Here is a 16,355-nt window from a genome sequence, read left to right as displayed (position 1 = left end):
CGGCAGCGGCCATCACTCGAATTCGAGGATCACCTCATCCACAGCAAGGCTGTCGCCCGGCTTTGCCGAAACTTTCGAGACGCGGCCGCGTTTTTCCGCACGCAGGATGTTTTCCATCTTCATGGCCTCAACCGTCGCCAGCGCCTGACCAGCCTCCACCTCGTCGCCCTCGCTTACCGTGATGCCGGTGATGACGCCGGGCATGGGGCACAGCAGCAGTTTCGAGGTATCCGGCGGCAGTTTTTCCGGCATCAGCAACGCCAGTTCCGCCACGCGTGGGCTGCGCACGCGGGCGACAACATCCATGCCCCGCCAGCGAAGGCGGATCGCGGCCCCGGTAAGATCGATCTTGGCAGCGACTACCTCGCCCGCTACCGTGAACAGCCCGAGCCTCTGGCCGGGAAGCCAGCCGGTATCGACCGTCAACGCCGCACCGTCCTCAAAACGGATCGCCGTGCCATCTGCGCCAGTTTCAACGCCAACCCGGTGACGGGAAGCGCCAAACGACACGACCCAATCCTGACCGACAATGCGGCGATGATTGCCGATGGTGCCGGAAATTTCCACCGCGCGGTTCTGCAACCGCTGCTGAATAATGGCCGCAATGGCAGAAAGCTGACGCGCCGAAGCCTCATCAGGCTCGACGCCGGAAAAGCCTTCCGGAAATTCTTCTGCGATAAAGCCCGTCGTCAGGCGCCCGGCGCGAAAACGCTCATGCTGCATGACCGCCGACAGGAACGGAAGGTTGTGGCCGATACCCTCCACCTCGAAACGGTCCAACGCCTCTCCCATGGCGTCGATTGCCGTTTCGCGGTCCTTACCCCAGCTGCACAGCTTGGCGATCATCGGATCGTAGTACATCGATATCTCGCCGCCTTCGAAAACGCCGGTATCGTTGCGGATGACGGTGCCGTTTTCCAGCTCGCCTTCCTGCGGCGGGCGATAACGCGTCAGCCGACCGATGGAGGGCAGGAAGTTGCGATAGGGGTCTTCGGCATAAAGCCGGCTTTCAATCGCCCAGCCGTTCAGCTTCACATCCGCCTGCCCGAAGGACAGCTTTTCCCCGGACGCAACACGGATCATCTGCTCGACCAGATCAATGCCGGTGACGAGTTCCGTCACCGGATGCTCCACCTGCAGGCGGGTGTTCATTTCCAGAAAATAGAAATTGCGGTTGCCATCAACGATGAATTCCACCGTTCCGGCCGAATGGTAGCCGACGGCCCTTGCCAGCGCCACGGCCTCTTCGCCCATGGCTTTTCGTGTCGCGTCATCCAGAAACGGCGACGGCGCTTCCTCGATGACCTTCTGGTTGCGGCGCTGGATCGAGCATTCGCGCTCACCGAGATAAAGAATGTTGCCGTGCCGGTCGCCCAGCACCTGTATCTCGATATGGCGTGGCTGGGTGACGAATTTCTCGATGAAGATGCGGTCGTCGCCAAAAGAGGATTTCGCCTCGTTTTTCGAGGACTGGAAGCCCTCACGCGCCTCGGCGTCGTTAAAGGCGATGCGCATGCCCTTGCCACCACCGCCAGCAGAGGCCTTGATCATCACGGGATAACCGATCTGTGACGCGATCTTGACCGCCTCTTCGGCATCGCCGATCAGCCCCATATGGCCGGGAACGGTGGAAACACCCGCTTCCGCCGCGAGTTTTTTCGAGGTGATCTTGTCACCCATCGCCTTGATGGCGCCAACGGGCGGGCCGATAAAAATGACGCCCGCCTTCTCCAGCGCCTCGGCAAAGGCGGCATTTTCCGACAGGAACCCGTAACCCGGATGCACCGCATCCGCCCCGGTCTTGGCGATTGTCTCAAGGATTTTGTCGATGACGATATAGGACTGCGACGAAGGGGCCGGGCCGATATGAATGGCCTCATCAGCCATCTTTACATGCAGCGCATTGGCATCTGCATCAGAATAGACCGCGACGGTGGCGATGCCCATTTTCTTAGCCGTCTTGATCACCCGGCAGGCGATTTCGCCACGATTGGCGATGAGGATTTTCTTGATCATGCGGTTATTCTCCCCTCGCATCGTCATCATCGTCGCGGAATTTCTTTTCATAGGGCATCAGCAAAATCGCCGAGGCAGCGGCCGCCGCGCCGAACAGGGACGCGATGGGCACGACGACCAGCAGCACCGGCACGACAGGATTTGCGGCCCGGCCGATCCGCGCGCCCAAACCGCCAATATCGAGAAGGAACAGTGCCGCACCGACGCAGATACCGATCAAAACACCAACCGCCGCATTGAGCGCCATGAAGCGCAGCATCTGCCGATGATCTTGCTGCGCGGCCTCCGGTGTCAGCCTGGGTTTCAGGTTACGATTGCCGGATGTCTTACCGGAGCCAGGGTGACGCCGCTGCCGCAGCCAGCGATGCAGCCAATCCATATCGATCTGAAATATACCGACACCCATTTCGCCTCCCTCCTCCATTATCAAACTTCACCCCGTCACCTGTCGCTTTCCGCTGAGGAATCCGCAGACACGGTCAGATAGGAAAAGGGCACGGCATCCGTCAGCCAAACGCCGTTATCGGCCAGGTAGAAACGGCAACCATCCGCAAACATCTTGGTGGCATCGACAATCAGGACCACAGGCTTTCCATGCCGTTGTCCGACGGCAAGCGCCGTCGTCCGGTCAGCGGAAAGATGAACCTGTTGCCTTTCCCCCGGGCGCAATCCTTGCTGCAGGATGGAATCGAGAAAACGCGTCGCCGTACCGTGAAACAATTGCGGTGGCGGCTCGGCCGGCGGCTGGCCAAGATCGACCTTCACGGAATGCCCCTGCGCCGCCCGGATGCGGTGACCATCTTCTGACAGCGTGAAGCGCTTCTTGTCGCTTTCGGCGACAACCGCAAGCAAGCCTGCCTCATCGAGCGGCGTGCCACTCGCATTGGCTTTTGCCAGCAGGTCTGCGACATCCGCCCAACCCTGATGATCCAGAGTGAGGCCAATACTTTCAGGCGCATGGCGCAGAACATAACTCAGGAACTTGCTGGTTGCTGCCGACATCGAATTTCATTCCCCGCTGGTGGATGACAGCACATTCAAATTTCGAAAAAATTCTCGAAGGATTCCGGGAAGTTCTGGCGGGCGACGCGCTCGTCGATGACAAGCATCGCCTGGTAGGACAGCGGATCGAAATTTTTTTCCGCCGGAAGAACTTCGCGACCGAACAGCAGGTTGAGACGGGCAGCGTCGAGATTACCCCGCTCGAACGGTTCCGGACCGAAATGGTGCCAGAGCGAATGCAGGAAAGCGGCGTCGATGCGATGTTCCTTGGAATCGTCGCGCGCCCTGCGGGGTATCATCTTGATGGGCGTCACCCCTTTGGGGTTGGCGCGGCGGATGGTGAACTGGACGCCCGTGCTTGGCATGCCGGAGGGAAACCCCTTGTGTTTGGTCATTTCGGGCAGGTTCGCCATGTCTTTTCCTTCCAGAAGCATTTTCAGTAAAAGCGGGTTTGCTTTATGTCCTGACGATGCGCAAATTCAAATAATGGGAGCGCTTCCACGGTCCAATAAACCAGAAGCGCTCCAGTCTCTCGTTACTTGCCGATCTTGTCCTGCGTCTTCGTCTCGAAGTCGGAGGCATCGTGGCGTTCATGCAGTTGTTCGGACGGATCGCCCGAGGTCTTGTTGACGATCACGCCGCGTTTTACCGCCGGGCGTTCGCCGATTTCAAGCGTCCAGCGCATGAGGTTCTTGTAGCCATCGCCTTCAAGGAAAGCACCGGCATCACCATAGGCCTGACCGATCGCGATCTTGCCATACCATGGCCAGACAGCCATGTCGGCAATCGTGTATTCGTCACCGGCCAGATAACGATTTTCGGCGAGATGCCGGTCCAGCACGTCCAGCTGGCGTTTCACTTCCATGGCGTAGCGATCGATGGCGTATTTGATCTTCACCGGCGCATAAGCGTAGAAATGCCCGAAACCGCCGCCGAGGAAGGGAGCGGAGCCCATCTGCCAGAACAGCCAGTTCAGCGCCTGCGTGCGGGCATTGCCCTCTTTGGGCAGGAAAGCGCCGAATTTTTCCGCGAGATAAACGAGGATCGAACCGCTTTCGAAAACCCGCGTCGGCTCTGATGTCGAATGATCCATCAGCGCCGGGATCTTGGAATTCGGATTGACGCCAACAAAACCGGAACCGAACTGGTCGCCTTCGCCGATCTTGATCAGCCACGCATCATATTCGGCACCCTTGTGGCCAGCGGCCAGCAATTCTTCCAGCATGATGGAAACCTTCTGACCATTCGGCGTCGCCAGCGAATAAAGCTGCAGCGGATGTTTGCCGACCGGCAGTTCCTTTTCATGGGTGGGACCGGCAATCGGGCGATTGATATTGGCGAACTGACCGCCATTGCCCTTGTCCCAGGTCCAGACCTTGGGCACTTCATATCCGGCGGGGAAATTATCTGCAGAGGAATTTTCGGCCATAAAACTCTGTCCTTGTGCGTTTCGGGAGGGCATCCGAAGGTCCGGGCGCCTGAACATCATTATAGTAAGGTGGCCGAAGCATTTTTCCAGCCCCGCAGCGGCTCAGAGCGGAATGGTATCGTGTTTCTTCCAGCGGGTTTCGACACTCTTGTTGCGCAGCGAGGCAAACGCACGGGCGATGCGGCGGCGCGAGGAATGCGGCATGATCACCTCATCGATGAAACCGCGTTCCGCCGCCACGAACGGATTGGCGAAACGCTCCTCATATTCCCTAGTGCGCGCGGCAATCTTCTCGGGATCGGCAAGCTCGGAGCGATAGAGGATTTCCGCCGCACCCTTGGCGCCCATGACCGCGATTTCCGCCGTCGGCCAGGCGTAGTTCACATCTGCGCCAATGTGCTTTGAGGCCATCACGTCATAAGCGCCGCCATAGGCCTTGCGCGTAATCAGCGTCACCATCGGCACCGTGGCCTCCGAATAGGCGAAGAGAAGTTTCGCGCCGTGCTTGATGACACCGCCATATTCCTGCGCCGTACCCGGCAGGAAGCCCGGCACATCCACCAGCGTCAGCAGCGGAATGTTGAAGGCATCGCAGAAGCGTACGAAACGGGCGGCCTTGCGCGAACTGTCGATGTCGAGGCAGCCGGCCAGCACCATCGGCTGGTTGGCCACAACCCCCACCGTCTGGCCTTCGAGACGAATGAAGCCGGTGATGATGTTGCGAGCAAAGGCCTCCTGCAACTCAAAGAAATCGCCCTCGTCGGCCAGCGCGTGGATCAGTTCCTTCATGTCATAGGGCTTGTTGGAACTATCGGGGATCAGCGTATCCAGCCGTGCCTCTAGCCGCGCCGGATCGTCATGGAACGGACGCACCGGCGGCTTTTCGCGATTGTTGAGCGGCAGGAAATCGAACAGCAGCCGCACATGTTCCAGCGTTTCGATGTCGTTTTCGTAAGCGCCATCGGCGACAGAGGATTTTTTCGTATGGGTGGAGGCCCCGCCAAGTTCTTCGGCCGTGACGATTTCGTTCGTTACCGTCTTCACCACATCCGGCCCGGTGACGAACATGTAGGAGGTGTCGCGCACCATGAAGATGAAATCTGTCATGGCGGGCGAATAAACGGCACCACCGGCACATGGCCCCATGATGACGGAGATTTGCGGAACGACGCCGGAGGCGACGACATTGCGCTTGAAGACGTCGGCATAACCGCCAAGCGAGGCGACACCCTCCTGAATGCGCGCGCCGCCGCTGTCGTTGAGCCCAATCACCGGCGCGCCGTTCCTGACCGCCATATCCATGATCTTGCAGATTTTCTGGGCGTGGGTTTCCGAGAGCGAACCGCCAAGCACGGTGAAATCCTGGGAAAACACATAGACCTGCCGGCCATTGATGGTGCCCCAGCCGGTAACGACGCCATCGCCGGCGATCTTCTGCCCCGCCATGCCGAAATCCACCGCCCGGTGGGTGACATACATGTCGTATTCTTCGAAGGAACCTTCATCCAAAAGCACGTCGATACGCTCGCGCGCGGTCAGCTTGCCCTTGGCATGCTGCGCCTCGATGCGCTTGACGCCACCGCCGAGCCTGGCCTCTTCCCGCCGCGTTTCCAACTGCTCCAGAATGCCGGGCATGTTTCCTCCATGCGTTGTCATTACGATCCATAGCCCAGAAAATAGTCGTCCAGAAGCCTTGATCGTGCGCGTATGCGTGCCATAAATATTTGCAATATTAAATTTTGCAAAGTTGCAACATGGCGACGGAAAAACTCTTCATCGGCCGCAAGGTTCGCGGCCTTCGCGAAAATGCCCGCGCCACGCAGGCGCAGTTTGCCGAACGGCTGGGCATCTCCGCAAGTTACCTGAACCAGATCGAGAATAACCAGCGTCCGGTTTCGGCCAGTGTTCTGGTGACGCTGGTGGAGAAATTTCAGCTGGACATGGCAGAACTGGCGACCGGCGAAAACGACCGGCTGGTTTCCGCCGTGCGCGAGGCGCTGAAAGATCCGCTGTTCATGAATTACGAACCGGGGCTTCAGGAATTGAAGCTGATTGCCCAGAACGCTCCCGGTTTTGCCCATGCACTGCTGCGCGCCCATCAGGCTTACCGGCAGAACAGCGAACAGCTGGTGCAGCTGGACGACCGGCTGGGCCGCGGCACCGCGCAGGTGGAAAGAACCCCCTATGAGGAGGTGCGCGACTTCTTCCACTTCGTCGACAATTACGTCGCCGAAATCGACCTTCTGGCCGAGGAGCTGGCGCAGGAACTGGAGATAGAAGGCGGCGAGACCTACGGCATTCTGGCGGCGCATCTGCGCAGCCGTTACGGCATCCACATCACAAGAACCGAGGCAGGCGGCCTGATACGGCATTTCGATCCCGCCGGCAAAACGCTCGCCCTCAGCTCCTACATGGCAGCGCCGACCCGCAGCTTTCAGCTGGCATTGCAGATCGCCCAGCTTCACGCCGGCGCTTCGATAGACAGGCTGCTGGCCGGCGCCGGTTTCCGCAATGCCGAAGCCGCGGAAATCTGTCGTATCGGGCTGCACAATTATTTCGCCGCAGCCCTCATCCTGCCCTATGGCCGCTTTCACCGGGCGGCGCAGGAGCTGCGGCATGATCTCGAGCTTCTGGCCGTGCGTTTCGGCGCAAGCCTAGAACAGGTGGCGCATAGGCTCAGCACGCTGCAGCGGCCGGGCTTGAAGGGCGTGCCGATCTTCTTTGCCAAGATCGACCGGGCCGGCAACATCGCCAAACGCCACAGCGCCACACGACTGCAGTTTGCCCGTTTCGGCGCGGCCTGTCCGCTGTGGAACATCCATCAGGCTTTCGAAAGCTCCGACAGGATCGTACGGCAGCTGGCGGAAACGCCCGACGGCGTGCGCTATCTTTCCATTGCCACCCAGATCGAAAAGGCCGGTGCCGGTTTCAATACCGAGAGGCCGCGTTACGCCATCGCGCTCGGCTGCGAAATTTCCCATGCGCAGAATTTCGTTTATGCCGATACGCTCGATCTCGGCAATTCAGCCTCCTTCAAACCGATCGGCATTTCCTGTCGGGTCTGCGAAAGGGTGGATTGCGTGCAGCGCGCCGTACCGCCGCTGAAACGCAAACTGCAATTCGACCACCTATCGCGTGGAGCATTGCCCTACAGCATCGCAGATTTTTAGCCTCACGCAGCTCGCTTATGGCAGCGGCACCATCGCGCGACGCATGATATTGGCATAATAACCCCAGAAAAGCCGGGCGGCCACGGAGCGCCACGGCGACCAGAGTGTCGCCCGCTCCGCCAGCCATTTCGCTTCCGGCCTCACTTCCAGATCAAGCGCATGCGCCACTGCCGATCTCAGCGCCACATCCCCCACCGGAAAGATATCCGGATGTCCGCCGCAGAACATCAGATAGACCTCCGCCGTCCATGGGCCGATACCACGGAGCGCGACCAGCTCGGAAAGGGCAGTTCCCGGCTCCTTGCGCACTACGCCGTCCAGATCGACCTGCCCTTCCGTAACGGCACGCGCCAGCCCTTCCAGCGTCGTTGCCTTGGCACGGGAAAGGCCAAAGGTGGCGCGCAACTCCTCCGGTGCGGCGAGATAATTTTCCGCCGTAACCACGCCATCGGTGCCGGCAAGGATTCGCGCCCAGATGGCATTGGCGCTGGCGCGCGACACCATCTGCGAGACGATGATGTGGGCAAGGCCGGCAAAGCCGGGCTCATGAATGCGCAGCTCCAGCGGGCCGGCTTTTTCGATGACGAGGCTGAGCGCGGGATCGAGGCGGGCAAGATGCTCCAGCCCTTCGTTGATATCATCCATTCTGGTAATGATTTTCATCTTCGCATTCCGTATCCGTCCCACACGCAGCCGGCTGGCGGGGTGCTTTAAAACATGGCAGAAGAAACCATGCCTTCGCCTCTCCGTCAAAAACCGGTTTACCGATTTGCGCCCAGCCCCAACGGCCTGCTGCATCTCGGCCATGCGCTTTCCGCCTTCCTGAACCATGATATGGCGCGGGGCAATGGCGGCCGCTTTCTGCTGCGCATCGAAGATATCGACCAGAAGCGCTGCACACCGGAATTGGAGCAGGCGATCTATGACGATCTCGGCTGGCTGGAGCTAGCCTGGGAAAACCCTGTCCGGCGTCAATCGGATCATTTCGATGCGTATCGCGTGGCGCTGGACAGGCTGATCGACGCGGGCCTTGCCTATCCTGCCTTTCTGAGCCGTGGAGAAACCAAGGCGATCGTCAAAGCCTTCGAGGCCGATGGCGGGCTCTGGCCGCGCGATCCGGATGGCGCGCCGCTCTATCCATCGATGGACCGCGAAAGGCCCGAGGCGGAACGGACAAAACTCCTCGCCTCCGGTCAGCAACATGCCTGGCGGCTTGATATGGAAAAAGCGATCCGCGCCGCCGGCAGCCCCCTGTTCTGGCAGGAGAGCGGCGATGGCGAGACGGGGAAAATCGAGGCCCAGCCGACACTCTGGGGTGATGTGGTGCTGTCGCGTTCCGACGCGCCTTCGAGCTATCATCTTTCCGTTGTGGTGGATGATGCGCTGCAGGGCATAACCCATGTGGTGCGCGGCATGGATCTGTTCCATGCAACTGCCATTCACCGGCTGCTGCAACACCTGCTGGACCTGCCGCAGCCCATCTATCACCATCACCGGCTGATTTTGGGCGCGGACGGGCGCAAGCTTTCGAAAAGCGAAGGCAGCACCGGGCTTTCCGCCCTTCGCGCCGAAGGGGCGACGCCCTCAGATATCCGCCGGTTTGTCGGCCTCCTCTAGCGCCCGCTCGCGGCGAGCACCGTTGCCGCCGATATTACGGCGGATGATCTGCCGCACCTTGTATTTCATGAGTGCGGCATTGACCTCCGCACCCAGCATGAAGATGACGCCGACCATATAAAGAAAAACCAGCACCACCATGACAGAGGCGAGACCCGCATAGGTCGCGGCATAATTGGCGAAGGTGGAGAGGTAGTAGGCAAAGATTGCCGCACCGATGACCCAGAAGATCATCGTCAGCAAAATGCCGGGCCAGACGTCCCAGATGCGTCGCTTGCCGGCAGGAAGCCACAGATGCGCGGCCACCAGCCCCGCCGTCAGCACGACGATGGTGCCGTAAAGACCGAGGTTGGAAATGGTGTTCAGTACATCCGTCAGCCATGGAAACCGCTCTTCGGCGAAGGAGGTTGCGACCGGCACGGCGACGAGCACGATGCTGATGCCGGTAAAGACCACCACCGCAATCAGCACATAAAGCAGGCTGAGCAGGCGGGTAATGTACCACCAGCGTGTTTCGGTGACGCGATAGGCGCGGTTCAGCGAAATTCTCAGCGCCTCGACGCCATTGGAGGCAAAATAGGCGGCTGCCAGCACCGAGATCGTCAGCAGTCCGCCGCGTGGAATCGTCAGCACCTGTTGCACCTGCGCCGCAAGCGGCCCGGCAATCGCTTCCGGCCAGGTGTCGAAAATCAGATGCACCGCCGTTTCGGAAAACTGGTCAGCGCCCAGAAAACCGGCCAGAGCCGTGCCGAAGATCAGGAACGGGAAAAGCGCCAGAAGAATGGACAGCGCCATATGGCTCGCCATCGCCCAGCCGTCGTCCTCGGCGAAATGGGAATAGGCATCGAAGGCAACCTTGCCTGCCAGGCGCACTGCGGCAACCATGTCACCTCCATTCATCGGCATTTCATTTGTAACTTCGAGCCGAATATGGGAAATCAGCTTTGCTTTGTACAGCGCGCAAACCCGTCTTTCGGTTCCCGCCGGGGCACGAATTTTGCGCAATTCAATTTTCACGGGCCGGACCATCGGGCCAGAACACCATTCGGCTTTCCGGAGCGGCAGATGTCTGAAAAACCCGTCATCATCATCACCGGATGTTCCTCGGGCATCGGCGCTTATTGCGCCGGCGCACTCCAGCGGGACGGCTGGCGGGTCTTTGCCACCGTGCGCCGCATCGTCGACATGGCGGCGCTTGAAAACCAGGGTATCGAAACCCTGATCATGGACTACACCAAACCCGAGACCATTGCCGCGCTGGTGGATACCGTCGCAGCCCGGACCGGCGGCCGCATCGACGCCCTGTTCAACAACGGTGCCTATGGCCAGCCCGGTGCGGTGGAAGATCTGCCGGTGGAGGCGCTGCGGGCACAGTTCGAAACCAATGTCTTCGGCTGGCACGATCTCACACGACGGGTCATTCCCTTCATGCGCAAGCGTGGTTCAGGCCGTATCGTGTATTGCTCCTCCATTCTCGGCCTCGTACCCTATCGGTATCGTGGCGCCTACACCGCCTCGAAATTCGCGATCGAAGGGCTGGGCGTCACCCTGCGCATGGAACTTCAGGGCAGTGGCATCCATGTGAGCCTGATCGAACCCGGTCCAATCACCTCGAAATTCACCACGACGGCGCTTGCCCATGTCAGGGACAAGATCGATCTCGAAAATTCAGCCCATGCGGTGGAATATAAACGTCAGCTGGCGCGCATGGATGGCTCAGGCCCCGTCAACCGCCACAAGCTTGGCCCCGAGGCCGTTTATGCCGTGCTGAAACATGCGCTTACCGCCGCGAAACCAAAACCGCATTATCCCGTCACCGTTCCAGCCAAACAGGGTCTGTTGCTGAAACGGCTCTTGCCTGCCGGACTGTTCTATCGTCTGCTGCGCAGATTCGATTGAGGAGGAGTAACCCCTAAATGTCCGGCTTCACCAGTGTTCTGGCCCTTATCGTCATGGGCCTTGTCGTCATCGTGCTGATACGTGGCCTTTTCAACATGCTGAAGGGACAGGACGCCAACCGTTCCAACAAGCTGATGCAGCTTCGTCTGCTGTTACAGGCCATCGCCATTGCACTGATCATGCTGACACTCTGGCTCACCGGCGGCGGCCGCTGACATGGTGAAATTGAACAAGATCTACACGCGCACTGGCGACAAGGGCACGACGGCGCTGGTTTCCGGCCCGCGCCGCCTGAAGCACGATCTGCGCGTCGAGGCCTATGGCACGGTGGACGAGACCAATTCGGCCATAGGCATGGTGCGGCTGCATACGAGCGGGCTGGAAAAGCTTGATGCCATGCTGTTTCGCATCCAGAACGACCTCTTCGATCTCGGCGCCGACCTCGCCACGCCTGACAGCGGCGAGCCGCTGTCCTACGAACCGCTGCGCATCGTCGAAAGCCAGGTTACCCGGCTCGAAAACGAAATCGACGAACTCAACGCGACGCTCGAACCGCTGACATCTTTCGTGCTGCCGGGTGGCAGTGCCGCAGCGGCCAATCTGCATATGGCGCGCACGATCTGCCGCCGTGCGGAAAGGCTGATGGTGGCCCTTTCAGTCACGGAGAACGAGATCGTCAGCCCGGCGGCCATCAAATACGCCAACCGCCTGTCCGACTTCCTGTTCGTCGCAGCGCGTTTCGCCAATGATACGGGCAAGGCCGACATTTTATGGGTTCCCGGCAAGAACCGCTGAAAACCTGAGACAATCGCGCAACCAAAGGGCATTCGATGTTCATACCGCTGCACGACGCGAATTCCCTGAAACACATCCGGCTGCAATATGTCACGATCGGCCTGATCGTCGTCAATGTGCTGGTCTGGCTGTTTACCGGCGTGCTTGCCAGTGACACGGAGGCCAATGCCGCCGCACTTGGCCTCGGCTTCATTCCGGCAGTGGTGTTCGATTATGCCTATCTGGAGCCGGCCCTGCAGGTGGTGCCTGATGACCTGACTGTCGTCACCTATGCGTTCCTGCACCTCGATTTCTGGCATCTGGCCGGCAACATGCTGTTTCTCTGGGTCTTCGGCGACAATGTCGAGGACGCGCTTGGCCATTTCCGGTTCCTGATCTTCTATCTCGCCTGCGCCATCGCCGGTGCGCTGCTGCACGGTTTTGTCGGCCCCATGTCGGAAGGACCGCTGATCGGCGCGTCGGGTGCGGTTTCCGGTGTCGTCGCGGCGTATTTCCTGCTGCATCCGAAAGTGCGCGTCTGGGTGCTAGTCTTCATGCGTATTCCGCTGCCCCTGCCCGCCTTCATTCCGCTGGCGCTGTGGATTGGCCAGCAGTTCCTGATGCTGGCGCTCGGGCTGGAAGAAAATGTCTCCTGGGGCGCCCATGTGGGCGGCATATTGGCAGGCGCCGTCCTGGTGCTTTTCATGCGCAGGCCGGATGTTCCGCTGTTCGACCGCACCATTGTTCCGCCGAGGGCGGCGCAGTTCAAGAATCCGTCGCAAACGGCAGGGTTGTCGCAAATCGAACGGGGCTATGACGGGGGCGGATAAGCCCGTTCGGAAGAGATAAAGTATTTACGTTAACGTCAACGTAAGATATGCCTTACGTGCATGTGATAATGAACATTGCTCCGTTGTATTTGCGGGAAAAATGCTTATCCATGTCGCCAACCTGTTTTTGGAGGTCCGCGCGGTCTATTCACCAAGCGGACAGGAGTTTGAGGAAAGCCGCCGATGAAAATCCTTGTCCCCGTTAAACGAGTCGTCGATTACAACGTGAAGATCCGCGTGAAATCGGATGGTTCTGGCGTTGAGCTTGCCAATGTGAAGATGTCGATGAACCCGTTCGACGAAATCTCGGTGGAAGAGGCGCTTCGTCTGAAGGAAGCCGGCAAGGCCGAAGAGGTTGTGGTCGTTTCCATCGGCCCGGCCAAGGCGGAAGAAACGCTGCGCACGGCGCTTGCCATGGGTGCAGACCGCGCCGTCCTGATTGAGACCGACGAAACGGTAGAGCCGCTTGCCGTTGCCAAGCTTCTGAAGGGCGTGGCAGAGGCTGAACAGCCCGGTCTCGTCATCGTCGGCAAGCAGGCGATCGACGACGATTCGAACCAGACCGGCCAGATGCTCGCAGCGCTTCTCGGCTGGGGCCAGGGCACGTTTGCCTCGAAGGTCGAGCCTTCCGACGGCAAGGTTGCGGTCACCCGCGAAGTTGATGGCGGCCTGCAGACCGTTGAACTGAAGCTTCCCGCCGTTGTCACCACCGATCTTCGCCTGAACGAGCCGCGTTATGCCTCGCTGCCAAACATCATGAAGGCTAAGAAGAAGCCGCTCGATAAAAAGGCTCCGGCCGATTTCGGCGTCGATGTTTCGCCGCGCCTCAAGGTGCTGAAGACCGAGGAGCCGGCAGGCCGCAAGGCCGGCATCAAGGTCGGTTCGGTTGCCGAGCTGGTCGAAAAGCTCAAAGCCGACGGCGTCCTCTAAGGTTTAGGAAAAGGGAGATATTCTCATGGCCATTCTTCTTCTGGCAGAACACGACAACGCAACCCTTTCCGACCTGACGGCAAAGACGCTGACGGCAGCAACCCAGATCGGTGGCGATGTCCACGTGCTGGTCGCCGGCTCCGGCGCGAAGGGCGCTGCCGATGCGGCTGCGAAACTGTCCGGCGTTTCCAAGGTGCTCCTTGCCGACGACGCCTCCTATGCCAATTCGCTGGCAGAGCCGCTGGCGGCGCTGATCATCTCGCTCGCACCGTCCTATGATGTGATCCTCGCACCAGCCACCGCATCTGCCAAGAACGTATTGCCGCGTGTGGCAGCGCTTCTCGACGTCGCGCAGGTTTCGGAAATCATCGAGGTCGTCAGCCCGGATACCTTCAAGCGTCCGATCTATGCCGGCAACGCCATCCAGACCGTGCAGGCAACCGACGCCAAGAAGGTCATCACCGTGCGCCCGACCGCTTTTGCGGCAGCAGCGGAAGGCGGTTCGGCAGCGGTTGAAACCATCGGTGCTGCCGAAAACCCCGGCCTCTCCAGCTTCGTTTCCGACGCCCTGGCGTCGTCCGACCGTCCGGAACTGACATCTGCGAAGATCATCATCTCGGGTGGCCGCGCACTTGGCTCCTCGGAAAAGTTCAAGGAAGTCATTCTTCCCGTTGCCGACAAGCTGGGGGCCGCCGTCGGCGCAAGCCGCGCCGCAGTGGATGCCGGTTATGCACCCAACGACTGGCAGGTCGGCCAGACCGGCAAGGTGGTTGCGCCGCAGCTTTACATCGCCGCCGGCATTTCGGGCGCCATCCAGCATCTGGCCGGCATGAAGGACTCGAAGGTCATCGTCGCCATCAACAAGGACGAAGAGGCACCGATTTTCCAGGTTGCCGATTACGGCCTCGTCGCCGATCTGTTCGAGGCGCTTCCAGAATTGCAAAAGGCGCTTTGATTTTAACCAGCCAAGCAAGGCGGCGCGTTTTTTGAACGCGCCGCCTTCTCTTTTCCGGCGATATGCGTAACATCGCCGACAATGACGCAGACCAGCCACAGGAGAACAGCATATGACCGCCCCCTTTAAGAATATCGGTGTCATCGGAGCCGGTCAGATGGGGTGCGGCATCGCGCATGTTTCCGCCTTGGCAGGCTACAAGGTTCATATCTACGATCTCTCCAAGGATGGCATCGAAGCCGGCCTTGCCACGATCAATGGCAACCTTGCCCGCCAGGTCACCAACGGCAAGCTTTCCGACGACGCCCGCAAGCAGGCGCTGGCCCTGATCAGTGGATCGACGGATATAAACGATCTCGCACCGATGGATATCGTCATTGAGGCCGCGACCGAGAACGAGGAGATCAAGCGCAAGATTTATGCGCAGGTCTGCCCGGTCCTGAAGCCGGAAGCGCTGCTCGCCACGAATACCTCGTCGCTTTCCATCACCCGTCTTGCATCTGCGACCGACCGGCCCGAACAGTTCATGGGCATTCACTTCATGAACCCGGTGCCCGTCATGAAGCTCGTAGAACTGGTGCGCGGCATCGCCACCAACGAAAAGACCTTCGACGCGGCCAAGGATTATGTCCGCACACTGGAAAAGGCGATCACCGTCGCCGAGGATTTCCCGGCCTTCATCGTCAACCGCATCCTGCTGCCGATGATCAACGAGGCGATCTATACGCTTTATGAAGGCGTCGGTTCGGTGGAAGCCATCGACACCGCCATGCGGCTTGGCGCCAACCACCCGATGGGACCGCTGCAACTTGCCGACTTCATCGGTCTCGACACCTGTTTGTCGATCATGCAGGTGCTGCATGACGGGCTGGCCGACAGCAAATACCGCCCCTGCCCGCTGCTGGTAAAATATGTCGAGGCCGGCTGGCTCGGCCGCAAATCCGGCCGTGGTTTTTACGACTATCGCGGCGAGACGCCGGTTCCGACGCGCTGAGGCGTAAGGATCAGCTGCGGGAGGAAGCACCCTCCCGCGCGACCGGAAAAATTATCTGGCCTTCACCGCAGATACCAGCGCCTTGGCATCTTCGCTATCCCACGCCGCCGGACCATTCATCGCCGCGAGCAGACAGCCGTTTTCGTCGAGCAGCATGGTGGCTGGCAGGCCGAAGGCGAGGCCTTCCTTTTTCAGCGTGTTGAAAACGCCCATGGAACTGTCGCGGTAAAGCTTCAGCGCATCGATCTTGTATTCGTCCATGAAGGCTTTCGGCTTCTCGTCCGCGCCGATGTCGATATTGACGGTGACCACCTCGAAATAATTGCCGCCCTTTTCCTTCTCCAGCGCATTCAGCGCCGGCATTTCCTCCCGGCATGGTACACACCATGTGGCCCAGAGGTTGAGAAGGACAGCCTTGCCCTTGAGATCGGTGAGCGTCATATCCTGCGCTTCCGGCCCCTTGAAGGACAGCGGGACGACACGCGGTCTATCCGCGGCCGACATGGCGGCCACCTGGCCCTTCAGAAAGGGTTTCAGCGAGGCGATGCGGTTTGCGGCACCCTCACATAAACCGGCGTCAGCGACCGCTGCCCCTTGAACCGGGCTCTCAGACCCAATATGCCTGAACCAGACCGCGCCCGCGCCAAACACGACACCGGCAACGGCAGCAATTGCAACCAATCTGGCGGAAGGAAGCCTGAACGGCCTTTTTTCTGTCATCGAATACTCCAGGGCACTG

Annotated in this window: 18 protein-coding genes; 9 read left to right on the top strand and 9 right to left on the bottom strand. The window is 59.8% G+C overall.

The genetic code is table 11. From position 1 onward, the window contains the following. Window positions 1–12 precede the first annotated feature (12 nt). From QSV77_RS15565 to QSV77_RS15540, 6 genes are all read right to left on the bottom strand, one after another. A complete protein-coding gene (locus QSV77_RS15565; RefSeq protein WP_302734160.1) occupies window positions 13–2,016 on the bottom strand; it encodes an acetyl/propionyl/methylcrotonyl-CoA carboxylase subunit alpha in 2,004 nt (667 codons plus the stop codon). Window positions 2,017–2,020: 4 nt separating this feature from the next. Continuing rightward, the gene (locus QSV77_RS15560; RefSeq protein WP_193559523.1) at window positions 2,021–2,422 is read right to left on the bottom strand and encodes a hypothetical protein; all 402 of its coding nucleotides are present in this window, start codon (window positions 2,420–2,422) and stop codon (window positions 2,021–2,023) included. Window positions 2,423–2,457: 35 nt separating this feature from the next. Beyond that, window positions 2,458–3,018 (bottom strand): RNA 2'-phosphotransferase, encoded by a 561-nt coding sequence (locus QSV77_RS15555; RefSeq protein WP_302734159.1) that lies wholly within the window; start codon window positions 3,016–3,018, stop codon window positions 2,458–2,460. Between the two features lie 35 nt (window positions 3,019–3,053). Further along, window positions 3,054–3,431: a hypothetical protein gene (locus tag QSV77_RS15550; RefSeq protein WP_046799812.1), complete on the bottom strand. Its 378-nt coding sequence runs from the start codon at window positions 3,429–3,431 to the stop codon at window positions 3,054–3,056. Window positions 3,432–3,553: 122 nt separating this feature from the next. Then, window positions 3,554–4,447 carry a glutathione-dependent disulfide-bond oxidoreductase gene (gene yghU / locus QSV77_RS15545; RefSeq protein ID WP_302734158.1) on the bottom strand — a complete coding sequence of 298 codons (894 nt, stop codon included), beginning with the start codon at window positions 4,445–4,447 and terminating at the stop codon, window positions 3,554–3,556. Window positions 4,448–4,549: 102 nt separating this feature from the next. Then, entirely contained in the window at window positions 4,550–6,082 is a 1,533-nt protein-coding gene (locus QSV77_RS15540; RefSeq protein ID WP_022562997.1) for an acyl-CoA carboxylase subunit beta, read from the bottom strand. Between the two features lie 119 nt (window positions 6,083–6,201). On the opposite strand from QSV77_RS15540, the gene QSV77_RS15535 reads away from it, so the two are divergent. After that, window positions 6,202–7,617: an XRE family transcriptional regulator gene (locus tag QSV77_RS15535; RefSeq protein WP_302734156.1), complete on the top strand. Its 1,416-nt coding sequence runs from the start codon at window positions 6,202–6,204 to the stop codon at window positions 7,615–7,617. A 15-nt stretch (window positions 7,618–7,632) separates the two neighbouring features. Here the strand turns inward: QSV77_RS15535 and QSV77_RS15530 are convergent, their stop codons facing one another. Continuing rightward, the gene (locus QSV77_RS15530) at window positions 7,633–8,280 is read right to left on the bottom strand and encodes a DNA-3-methyladenine glycosylase (protein WP_142841476.1); all 648 of its coding nucleotides are present in this window, start codon (window positions 8,278–8,280) and stop codon (window positions 7,633–7,635) included. 54 nt (window positions 8,281–8,334) lie between these two features. Here QSV77_RS15530 and gluQRS point away from each other — a divergent pair, with 54 nt between their 5' ends. Then, window positions 8,335–9,234 carry a tRNA glutamyl-Q(34) synthetase GluQRS gene (gene gluQRS / locus QSV77_RS15525; protein WP_302734155.1) on the top strand — a complete coding sequence of 300 codons (900 nt, stop codon included), beginning with the start codon at window positions 8,335–8,337 and terminating at the stop codon, window positions 9,232–9,234. On the opposite strand, the gene QSV77_RS15520 is transcribed toward gluQRS, so the two are convergent. Beyond that, entirely contained in the window at window positions 9,202–10,119 is a 918-nt protein-coding gene (locus QSV77_RS15520) for a YihY/virulence factor BrkB family protein (protein ID WP_142841478.1), read from the bottom strand. The genes gluQRS and QSV77_RS15520 overlap by 33 nt on opposite strands. Window positions 10,120–10,299: 180 nt before the next feature. Here QSV77_RS15520 and QSV77_RS15515 point away from each other — a divergent pair, with 180 nt between their 5' ends. From QSV77_RS15515 to QSV77_RS15485, 7 genes are all read left to right on the top strand, one after another. Continuing rightward, window positions 10,300–11,133 (top strand): SDR family oxidoreductase, encoded by an 834-nt coding sequence (locus QSV77_RS15515; protein WP_302734154.1) that lies wholly within the window; start codon window positions 10,300–10,302, stop codon window positions 11,131–11,133. A 17-nt stretch (window positions 11,134–11,150) separates the two neighbouring features. After that, window positions 11,151–11,348, top strand: a complete 198-nt coding sequence (locus tag QSV77_RS15510; RefSeq protein ID WP_142856156.1) for a twin transmembrane helix small protein — start codon at window positions 11,151–11,153, stop codon at window positions 11,346–11,348. Window position 11,349: 1 nt separating this feature from the next. After that, entirely contained in the window at window positions 11,350–11,928 is a 579-nt protein-coding gene (locus QSV77_RS15505) for a cob(I)yrinic acid a,c-diamide adenosyltransferase (RefSeq protein ID WP_142841480.1), read from the top strand. Between the two features lie 35 nt (window positions 11,929–11,963). Then, complete coding sequence (locus QSV77_RS15500) at window positions 11,964–12,737, top strand: rhomboid family intramembrane serine protease (protein ID WP_302734153.1); 774 nt, start codon at window positions 11,964–11,966, stop codon at window positions 12,735–12,737. 183 nt (window positions 12,738–12,920) lie between these two features. Continuing rightward, window positions 12,921–13,667 (top strand): electron transfer flavoprotein subunit beta/FixA family protein, encoded by a 747-nt coding sequence (locus QSV77_RS15495; protein WP_302734152.1) that lies wholly within the window; start codon window positions 12,921–12,923, stop codon window positions 13,665–13,667. A 25-nt stretch (window positions 13,668–13,692) separates the two neighbouring features. After that, on the top strand, window positions 13,693–14,622 hold the full coding sequence (locus QSV77_RS15490; protein ID WP_142841482.1) for an electron transfer flavoprotein subunit alpha/FixB family protein: 930 nt from the start codon (window positions 13,693–13,695) through the stop codon (window positions 14,620–14,622). A gap of 112 nt (window positions 14,623–14,734) precedes the next feature. Then, on the top strand, window positions 14,735–15,616 hold the full coding sequence (locus QSV77_RS15485) for a 3-hydroxybutyryl-CoA dehydrogenase (RefSeq protein ID WP_142841483.1): 882 nt from the start codon (window positions 14,735–14,737) through the stop codon (window positions 15,614–15,616). A 51-nt stretch (window positions 15,617–15,667) separates the two neighbouring features. Here QSV77_RS15485 and QSV77_RS15480 read toward each other — a convergent pair whose 3' ends face one another. Beyond that, window positions 15,668–16,336: a TlpA disulfide reductase family protein gene (locus QSV77_RS15480; protein ID WP_302734151.1), complete on the bottom strand. Its 669-nt coding sequence runs from the start codon at window positions 16,334–16,336 to the stop codon at window positions 15,668–15,670. Window positions 16,337–16,355 lie beyond the last annotated feature (19 nt).

The sequence above is a fragment of the Agrobacterium sp. V1 genome (assembly GCF_030518355.1).
GTDB classification, from domain to species: domain Bacteria; phylum Pseudomonadota; class Alphaproteobacteria; order Rhizobiales; family Rhizobiaceae; genus Agrobacterium; species Agrobacterium cucumeris.
The sequence above is the reverse complement of the archived record's forward strand: the minus strand, read 5'-3'. Positions and strand labels throughout refer to the sequence as shown.

Bases quoted from the DNA above. Each gene is read 5' to 3' on its own strand.
- QSV77_RS15485 (WP_142841483.1), top strand. From the start codon at position 14,735: ATGACCGCCCCCTTTAAGAATATCGGTGTCATCGGAGCCGGTCAGATG.
- QSV77_RS15510 (WP_142856156.1), top strand. From the start codon at position 11,151: ATGTCCGGCTTCACCAGTGTTCTGGCCCTTATCGTCATGGGCCTTGTC.
- QSV77_RS15535 (WP_302734156.1), top strand. From the start codon at position 6,202: ATGGCGACGGAAAAACTCTTCATCGGCCGCAAGGTTCGCGGCCTTCGC.
- QSV77_RS15565 (WP_302734160.1), bottom strand. From the start codon at position 2,016: ATGATCAAGAAAATCCTCATCGCCAATCGTGGCGAAATCGCCTGCCGG.
- QSV77_RS15560 (WP_193559523.1), bottom strand. From the start codon at position 2,422: ATGGGTGTCGGTATATTTCAGATCGATATGGATTGGCTGCATCGCTGG.
- QSV77_RS15555 (WP_302734159.1), bottom strand. From the start codon at position 3,018: ATGTCGGCAGCAACCAGCAAGTTCCTGAGTTATGTTCTGCGCCATGCG.
- gluQRS (WP_302734155.1), top strand. From the start codon at position 8,335: ATGGCAGAAGAAACCATGCCTTCGCCTCTCCGTCAAAAACCGGTTTAC.
- yghU (WP_302734158.1), bottom strand. From the start codon at position 4,447: ATGGCCGAAAATTCCTCTGCAGATAATTTCCCCGCCGGATATGAAGTG.
- QSV77_RS15515 (WP_302734154.1), top strand. From the start codon at position 10,300: ATGTCTGAAAAACCCGTCATCATCATCACCGGATGTTCCTCGGGCATC.
- QSV77_RS15530 (WP_142841476.1), bottom strand. From the start codon at position 8,280: ATGAAAATCATTACCAGAATGGATGATATCAACGAAGGGCTGGAGCAT.
- QSV77_RS15490 (WP_142841482.1), top strand. From the start codon at position 13,693: ATGGCCATTCTTCTTCTGGCAGAACACGACAACGCAACCCTTTCCGAC.
- QSV77_RS15480 (WP_302734151.1), bottom strand. From the start codon at position 16,336: ATGACAGAAAAAAGGCCGTTCAGGCTTCCTTCCGCCAGATTGGTTGCA.
- QSV77_RS15495 (WP_302734152.1), top strand. From the start codon at position 12,921: ATGAAAATCCTTGTCCCCGTTAAACGAGTCGTCGATTACAACGTGAAG.
- QSV77_RS15520 (WP_142841478.1), bottom strand. From the start codon at position 10,119: ATGGTTGCCGCAGTGCGCCTGGCAGGCAAGGTTGCCTTCGATGCCTAT.
- QSV77_RS15500 (WP_302734153.1), top strand. From the start codon at position 11,964: ATGTTCATACCGCTGCACGACGCGAATTCCCTGAAACACATCCGGCTG.
- QSV77_RS15540 (WP_022562997.1), bottom strand. From the start codon at position 6,082: ATGCCCGGCATTCTGGAGCAGTTGGAAACGCGGCGGGAAGAGGCCAGG.
- QSV77_RS15550 (WP_046799812.1), bottom strand. From the start codon at position 3,431: ATGGCGAACCTGCCCGAAATGACCAAACACAAGGGGTTTCCCTCCGGC.
- QSV77_RS15505 (WP_142841480.1), top strand. From the start codon at position 11,350: ATGGTGAAATTGAACAAGATCTACACGCGCACTGGCGACAAGGGCACG.